This window comes from Nonomuraea deserti, assembly GCF_004348685.1.
Classification (GTDB): domain Bacteria; phylum Actinomycetota; class Actinomycetes; order Streptosporangiales; family Streptosporangiaceae; genus Nonomuraea; species Nonomuraea deserti.
In genome coordinates, this window is the sequence record NZ_SMKO01000309.1 from 1 (window position 1) to 7,572 (window position 7,572).

7 protein-coding genes are annotated in these 7,572 nt (G+C 72.3%); all 7 read right to left on the reverse strand.

The window, feature by feature from the left end:
• On the reverse strand, window positions 1–568 hold a 568-nt coding region (locus E1292_RS48550), incomplete at its 3' end, for an FGGY family carbohydrate kinase (RefSeq protein ID WP_246090972.1).
• Window positions 558–1,682, reverse strand: a complete 1,125-nt coding sequence (locus E1292_RS48555; RefSeq protein ID WP_181958419.1) for a transketolase family protein — start codon at window positions 1,680–1,682, stop codon at window positions 558–560. The genes E1292_RS48555 and E1292_RS48550, both read right to left, overlap by 11 nt.
• Entirely contained in the window at window positions 1,679–2,587 is a 909-nt protein-coding gene (locus E1292_RS48560) for a transketolase (RefSeq protein ID WP_220447436.1), read from the reverse strand. Before E1292_RS48560 ends, E1292_RS48555 begins: the two co-directional genes overlap by 4 nt.
• A gap of 39 nt (window positions 2,588–2,626) precedes the next feature.
• Window positions 2,627–3,703 (reverse strand): sugar phosphate isomerase/epimerase family protein, encoded by a 1,077-nt coding sequence (locus tag E1292_RS48565; protein ID WP_132606578.1) that lies wholly within the window; start codon window positions 3,701–3,703, stop codon window positions 2,627–2,629.
• Window position 3,704: 1 nt separating this feature from the next.
• Complete coding sequence (locus E1292_RS48570) at window positions 3,705–4,607, reverse strand: nucleoside hydrolase (RefSeq protein ID WP_132606579.1); 903 nt, start codon at window positions 4,605–4,607, stop codon at window positions 3,705–3,707.
• A 49-nt stretch (window positions 4,608–4,656) separates the two neighbouring features.
• Window positions 4,657–5,910 (reverse strand): hypothetical protein, encoded by a 1,254-nt coding sequence (locus E1292_RS48575; RefSeq protein ID WP_132606580.1) that lies wholly within the window; start codon window positions 5,908–5,910, stop codon window positions 4,657–4,659.
• A gap of 37 nt (window positions 5,911–5,947) precedes the next feature.
• Entirely contained in the window at window positions 5,948–7,390 is a 1,443-nt protein-coding gene (locus E1292_RS48580; protein ID WP_132606581.1) for a pectinesterase family protein, read from the reverse strand.
• Window positions 7,391–7,572: the final 182 nt, after the last annotated feature.

The following is a 7,572-nucleotide window of genomic DNA, read 5'->3' on the forward strand; positions in this document are numbered from 1 at the left end:
CCCGACCGCCCACTCGACCACCCGACCACCCGCCTACGCGGCCGCCCACCCGACCGCCCGACCACCCGCCTACGCGGCCGCCGTCTCGGCTGCCCGACCGGTCGCCCGTCCTGCCGCCGTCCCTGCCGTGGTGGTCGAGCAGCCAGGCCGCCTTGGCCGCCGAGAACATCGGGTCCAGCGGCAGGCCGCTGATCCTGCGGACCATGGGCGCCGCGCCCGAGGCGGCCAGCCGGGCGCACAGATCGGTGCCCCTGCGGTCCTGCCAGCTCACCAGCGGGCTCAGCGGCGCGCCCGACGCGCGGTCCCAGAGGATCAGCGACTCGCGCTGCACGCTCAGCCCCACGGCCGTCACCCGTCCGGGCGGCGCCCCTGCCAGGCAGGCCGACACCGCGTCGCGGACGCTGCGCCACAGCTCCTCGCCGTCCTGCTCCACCATGCCCGGCGCCGGATGCCGCTGCGCGAGCGGCGCGGAGGCCCGCGCCACCGTCTCGCCCGAGGCGTCCACGACGATCGCCTTGGTGGCGCTGGTGCCCTGGTCGACGCCCAGGACCAGCGGGTCAGCCGTCATGACCCGCACCTGCGAGGCCGCCGCCGTGCCCGGCGCCTCCGAGGTCGCCACCACTGTGGTCGCCACCTCCGAGGCCGGTGGTTCCGAGGTCGCCGCCTTCGAGGCCGCGGCCTCCGAGGTCGCCGCCTTCGACGCCGGTGGTTCCGAGACCGGTGTTTCCGAGGTCGCCGTGCCCGAGGCCCAGCACGTCCAGCGTCGAGCGGGCGATGCCCTCGGCGGTGAGCCCGAAGTGTTCCAGCAGGAACGCCGTCTCCCCGGTCGGCGCGAACGTACGGGGGCCGAGCAGCCGCATCGGCACCGGCCTGGTCTCCAGCACGACCTCCGCCACCGCCGCCCCGAGCCCGCCGGTGGGCACCGCCTCCTCGGCCGTGACGACCGCCCTGGTCTGCCGGGCGGCGGCGATGATCTCCTCGCGGTCGAGCGGGGAGATCGTCGACACGTTCACCACCCGGGCCTCCACCCCGCGCTCGGCGAGCAGCGCGGCGGCCTGGAGCGCGCGGCTGACCATCGTGCCGGTCGCCACGAGCGTCGCGTCCTCGCCGTCCCGCAGCCGCGCCGCCCGCCCGTAGGCGAAGGCGGGGCCGCCGGGCGGCGAGACGTCCGGCACGGGGAAGCGGCCGATCCGCAGGAACACCGGCCCCGTCGTCTCCGCCGCCCACCGGATCGCCGCGCTGGTCTGCGCGGGATCGGCGGGCACGACGACGGGCAGGTCGGCGATGGCCCGCAGCCACGACAGGTCCTCCGTCGAGTGGTGGGTGGGCCCGAGCGCCCCGTAGGCGAGCCCCGGGCTCATGCCGCACAGCTTGACGTTGGCCAGGCTGTAGGCGACGTCGGCCTTGATCTGCTCCAGCGCCCGCGCGGTCAGGAACGTCGCCGCCCCGCACACGAACGGCACCAGCCCCGCGTTGGCCAGCCCCGCGCCGATGCCCACCATGTCCTGCTCCGCGATGCCGACGTTGATCAGCCGGTCGGGGAACTCCTGGGCGAAGGCGGCCAGCTTGCTCGACCCCACCGAGTCGTTGCACACGGCCACGATCCGGCTGTCGGCGCGGGCCAGCCGCACCAGCTCCGCGGCGAAGGCGTCCCTGCAGTCGTGCGTCTCTTCGACGATCAACGCAGTTCCTCGAGCGCCATGCGGGTCTGCTCGGCGTCCGGCACCTTGTGATGCCACTCCACCCGGTCCTCCATGAACGACACCCCTCGCCCTTTCACGGTCCTCGCGATCACGCAGCGCGGCCTCGGCTCGGCGCGCGGCGCGGTCACGGCGTCCAGCAGCGCCAGATGGTCGTGCCCGTCGACCTCGGCGACCTCCCACCCGAACGCCCGCCACTTGTCCGCGAGCGGCTCCAGGTCGTTGGTGTCGCCGGTGCGCGCGCCCTGCTGCAGCCCGTTGCGGTCGATGACGGCCGTCAGCGACGACAACCCCCGGTGCGCCGCCGTCATGGCGGCCTCCCAGTTGCTGCCCTCCTGCAGCTCGCCGTCGCCGAGAACGACCACGGTCCTGGCCGGCGACCCGCGCAGGCGCAGGCCGACCGCCACACCGACGCCGACGGGCAGCCCGTGCCCGAGCGGGCCCGAGCTGGTCTCGACGCCCGGCACCGCCTTGCGGCTGGGATGGCCGTTGAGCGGCGACAACGGGGCCGCGAACGTGGCCAGCCGGTCCGCGGGGAAGAAGCCGCAGGTCGTGAGCGTGGTGTAGAGCGCGACCGAGCAGTGTCCCTTGCTCAGGATGAGGCGGTCGCGCTCGGGCCAGTCCGGCCTGGCCGGGTCGATGCGCAGCACGGCGCCGTACAGCGTGGTGAGGATGTCGGTCACGGACAGGTCGCCTCCGGTGTGCCCGAGGCCCGCCGCGTGGATCGTGCTGATCACCGTGCGCCGGATCCCGCCCGCCAGCGCGGCCAGCGCGGCGGCGGAGGCGGCCCGGTCGGCGTGCGCCAGCCGGTCGCGCAGCCGGCGCCATTCGCCGATCGCGTCGTGGTCGGGCAGCAGGAGGCCGCCGGCGGTCTGCGTGAGCGTCACGGCCCGCCCCCGTCTTCCGGCGCGGCCGGCCGGGCGTCGCTACGTCTCACGTGCGGTCCCTGTCCCGGTCGCCTCGCCTGCCGCCCCGGCCGTCTCACGTGCGGTCCCGGTCGCCTCGCCTGCCGCCCCGGCCGTCTCGCGTGCGGCTCCGAGCGCCGACCAGAGCAGCGCCTGGGCCCTGAGCGCGTCCTGCCGCTCCTGCGCGTCACGCAGCTCGTCGAGGTCGACGCGGTCGCACACCTGCTCCAGCATCCGGATCGTGGCGATGCTCTGCGACAGCGCACGCACCGGGTCCTCCCTGAAGGGGAACTGGTCGAGCAGGACCGGCGCGCTCCAGCCGATGCGCCGCACCGCCAGCAGGTATTCGATGGTCTCGAACAGGTGCACCGACGCCACCGGCAGGTCGTCGTCCCAGCCGCGCCAGTTGTCGTTCAGCTCCACCGACACCAGCCGCCCGCGCCGGTGCACGAGCTGCACCGCCTCGGCGGGCGTCTCGCCGGCGAGCAGGGAGTGGCCGAAGTCCATGACGATGCCGACGTTCGGCTGCCCGGCCTCCTCGATGGCCAGCAGGGTGCGGGCCGCGTCGGAGAGCGTGATGCGCACCCGCGGCTCCTTGGCCTTGTACTCGATCGCGAACTGCACGTCCGGGTGCGCCGAGGCCAGCTCGCGGATCGCGGACACCGTCAGATCCCACAACCGCGCGTAGTCGGCCTGTCCCGGCATGTCGAAGCCGTCCTGGCCGGGCCAGAACTTCACGTAGCCGGCCCCGAGCTCCCGCGCGACGGCGACCGCCTCGTGCACGCGTTCCACGGCGCGCTCGCGCACGGCGGGATCGGGGTTGGTGAACGCCCCCTTGACGAACTCCCGCGTGTACAGGTGCGGCGTGATCGCCCTGGCCCGCAGGCCGCGCTCGGCCAGCGCCGCCGCCAGCTCGGAGGTCTTGGAGACGCCGTCGGCGAACGGCACGTTAATGTCGAGGCACTCCAGCCCGTCCACGGACGCCGCCAGGTCGAGCATCTCGCTCATCGTCCTCGACGGCCCGTAGCCGTCGGTCGCGTACCTGTCGACGATCTGCCCGAACGCCCATATCCCGGCGCCGAACGTCAGCGCGCTCATGTCACACCCTCCTCTGCGCGAAGGCCCGCAGTTTGGCGAAGAAGTCCTCATGGATGAACCGTGCGTCGATCGAGTCGTACGTGCGGATCGGCCGGTTCGCGACGGAGAAGTCGTGCGAGCCGTCGTGGCGGAAGTTCGGCGCGGGCCGCTCCACCCAGGTCCCGCACGCCGGGTGCAGCATCAGCCCGATCGCGGGGGAGTCGCCCAGCACGCGGAACTCGATCGACCCGCCGTGCTGGCTCTCGTTCCATTCGACGAGCTGGCGCACGAGGTACTCGCCGATCTCGCCGTACGGCGCGACCTTCTCGTCCAGCTCGGCGTAGCCGACCGCCATCATCCGGTACGTCGGCGCGGGGATCTGCCAGACCCGCAGCGCCGACGAGAACACGATGTTGGCCGCCACGATGTCGTTGGACAGGTTGAACTCGGGGCGTCCCGGGTCACCCCCTCTGCCGTCGTAACCGCCGCCGCCGATCCAGATCACGGTCACGTCCCGTTCGGCGATGCGCGGCTCCAGGAGCAGGGCCGAGGCCATGTCGGTGAGCGGGCCGAGGAACGCCACGAAGAGCGGCTCGGCCACGTCGCGCATGGCCTCGGAGATGATCAGCTCGACGCCCGGCGTCATGACCGGGGTGCCGACGTCGGGCAGCGCGTACGGCACGCCGTCGGCCACCGGCACCTGGCCGTCGAGCTTCATCAGCCGCAGCAGCAGCTCGATCTCCTCCCGGCTTTCCTCCAGGCTCGACCGGGTGCGTCTGTTGCCGAAATGCGCGGGCACCAGACCTCGAATGTCGAGGCTCGGGGAGAGCAGGGCGTGCACGATCGCGAATTGGTCGTCCGCCTCATTTTTGGCGTCGGTGTTCACGATCACCCGGCGCCGGTGGGAAAAAGTCCTGACCGCCACGCAATCCTCCGCCTGAATATTTATTCAATAATGTATCTATATTCCGATATTAGGTTGTGATATTTGAGGTGTCAAGATCCCAGAGGATCACGGACAGCGCGTGCGGCGAGATGGTGTGGTCCTCGTGCGTGGCGTCCTCGAGGATGTCCCACCGCCCCTCCTCGGGCCGCCCGCCCGCGAGCAGCGCCACCCGGTCGCGCACCGGGGCGTGGTAGGCGCGGTGCCCGACCCCGTTGAAGCAGCAGTCGTCGAACCGGTTGAGAACCTGCAGCTGGCCGCGCCCCCGGCCGGTCGAGGCCAGCACGTACATGTCGAGGAAGTCGTCGGACTCGGCGGCGTAGAAGCCCGGCAGCGCCCCCTTGGTCTGCTCGAAGTCGCCGATCGTCGGGCTCGGCTTGGGCGAGGCCGGGCGCAGGAAGAACGGCAGCGACCCGGCCACCGGATAGCTGCGCGTCACCCGCGGGTCGAGCGCGGAATAGACCGTGGTCGTCCAGCCGCCGCCCGACAGGCCGACCATCTCCACGGAGGCCGGCCGGTACGTCGCCTGCGCGTAGTTCAGGGTCACCGTGAGCGGTTCGAGGAAGAACGTCAGCGTCGAGAACCCGGCCCTCTCCCACGGCGGGAGTTCCCGGTGCGAGGGGCCGGGCAGCAGTTTGTCCGGATCGTCCGGGTCGGCGATCTGCTGGGCGTTCCAGTGGTGGAACGGCATCGCGTACGTCATCACCCGGTAGCCCCGGTCCAGCAGCGCCTGGACGGTGCGGAGCATGGTGTCGAACGGCTCGCCGTGCCCGTTGTGGTAGAGAGCCAGCCGCCGGTTCCAGCCCTTGCGCGGCAGGAGGTCGTACACCTTGGCCGAGACGCGGTAGCGCAGCGGGACCGTCAGCCGGTCGATCCTGCGCACGCCGGTCAGCGAGGCGAAGTCGGGCGCGTCGACGCCTCGCTCCACCTCCGGCAGTGACGTGGGCAGGCCTGCGCCCTTCCAGATGTAGTCCGCCATGGCCTTGCGCCTGGCCGCGATGTCGGCGGCCGAGTGGATGCCGATCAGCGGCTCGATGTCCACGCCCGCCACGGCGTCGGGCAGCGTCCTGTACTCGGGGCCGAACCTGGCGGCGATCTCCTGGTTCACCGGCGCCACCGGGCGCGGCGGCTGCTTGGCCCCGAGCCCCGCCGTCTCCATCGCGGCGCGGGTCGCGGCCCGCGTCGTGGCCGCCGAGGCCGGCGCCGCCGCGCCCGCGACGACGGCCGCGCCGAGCCCGCCCAGGACCCCGCCCAGCACGCCGCGCCTGCTCGCCGTTCCGTCCATTCCGTCACCTTTGTTCATCACGTCGGCTCCTGCCGTCTCAGTGGTGGCCCGGCTGCGGATCCCAGCCGCCCAGGACGAATGACGGGTCGCTCCACTGCTCCGCCTCGGCGTCCGTGAGCTGGCGCGAACAGGGCAGCCGCTGCGAGGTGTCGATCGCGCGGCCGGACAGGTCGGTGCTGCCGTACTCCCAGAAGGACGTCTGCTGGGCCTGCGCGCAGTCGTTCGGGTCGATCTGCCAGCCGGCCGGGTCGATGTGGCCGTCCATCTCGGTGTCGATGTACACGACCTGGCTGTGCGTGAACCGCCACACCGCGCTGCGGCTCAGCGCCACCGAGCCGTCCGGCACGCCGGGCGCCCGCGTCAGCTTGGTCCTGACGAACACCGTGCCAGGCCGGGTCGCGTCGTTGCGGCTCTGCGAGATGTAGCCGCGGTCCGTCGACTCCAGCACCGTGTCCTGGATGAACACCGTGCCGGTGCCCCAGACGAAGTCGGTGTCGCCGCTGATGTGGCTGTCGGTCACGAAGCCCTTGCCCTGCAGGCGCAGCGTGTCCTGGAAGCTGCGCAGGTGCACGCGTTCGAGCGCGATGCGCTCGTTGTTGCCCCGGAACGCCTCGGCCTGCGAGCCGCCGTCCGGCGTCGTGTTGTGCAGGGTGACGTCGCTCATCCGGAAGTCGGACGCGTCCACCCCGAACGAGGCCCGCCAGCAGTTGTGCAGGTCGGACGTCTCCAGCACGCGGCGCGGGCACACATCCTCGGGGCCGCCGTCGCTCAGCGCCTTGTCGCCGTTGCGCAGGTCGTTGTTGGGATAGCGGATCACGGTGCGCTTCGCCCCCGCGCCCCGCACGGTGATGTGCGGGCGGTCCTCGCGGACGTAGACGATCTCGGTGTAGACGCCGGGCCGCACGTCGATCGTCACCGGAGTCGTGTTGCCGATCGGCACCGCGTCGATGGCGCCCTGCACGGTGCAGAAGTCGCCGGCTCCCTTGGCCGACACCGTCAGCCGGCCCGGCCTGGGCTCGCGCCCGGTCGTCGTGAACCGCCAGGCCCGCGGGTCCCGAACGCCGTCGAAGCCCGCGAACACGCCCTGGTCGACGGTGACGTAGTACTCCTGGCCGTACTCCAGCCGATGGTGCAGGTAGACGTCGGCCCGGCGGCCCTCGATCATGATCGATTCGTACGAGAAGTCGTGCGGCAGTCCCGTGTCGGAGACGGCGCTGCCGACGTTCTTCCTGTCGGTCTTGGCGGTGGCGGCCTCGACGCGGTCGGCGAGCGTCCCGTCGGCGCGGCGCACCTCGATCGCGCCGGTCGTGCCCAGCGCCGGCGGCTCGGGGAACGTGATGGTCAGGGGCGCGTCGACGCAGGTCCCGCCGCCTCGCCCGGGCACCGAGAAGCGCGGCTCGTCACCCGCCTCGGCCTGTGCGCTCGCCGGGCATAAGACGAGCGCCGCCGCGGTCGCGAGCACCGTGATGGTTGCCTTCACCTGCACCTCTCAAGCGAATGAATAGTTGGCTGTGAATAGATATGTATACGTCTCAACAGGTCCGGTCAAGGGCGAGAGGCCCGGTCCGTGTACGCGCATCCACGGCTTCCCCAGGGTCGAGCGGCCACCGAGGGGCGGTGAGGGAACACCCAGGGGGGCGCCGAGGGGGCGCCGAGTGGGCG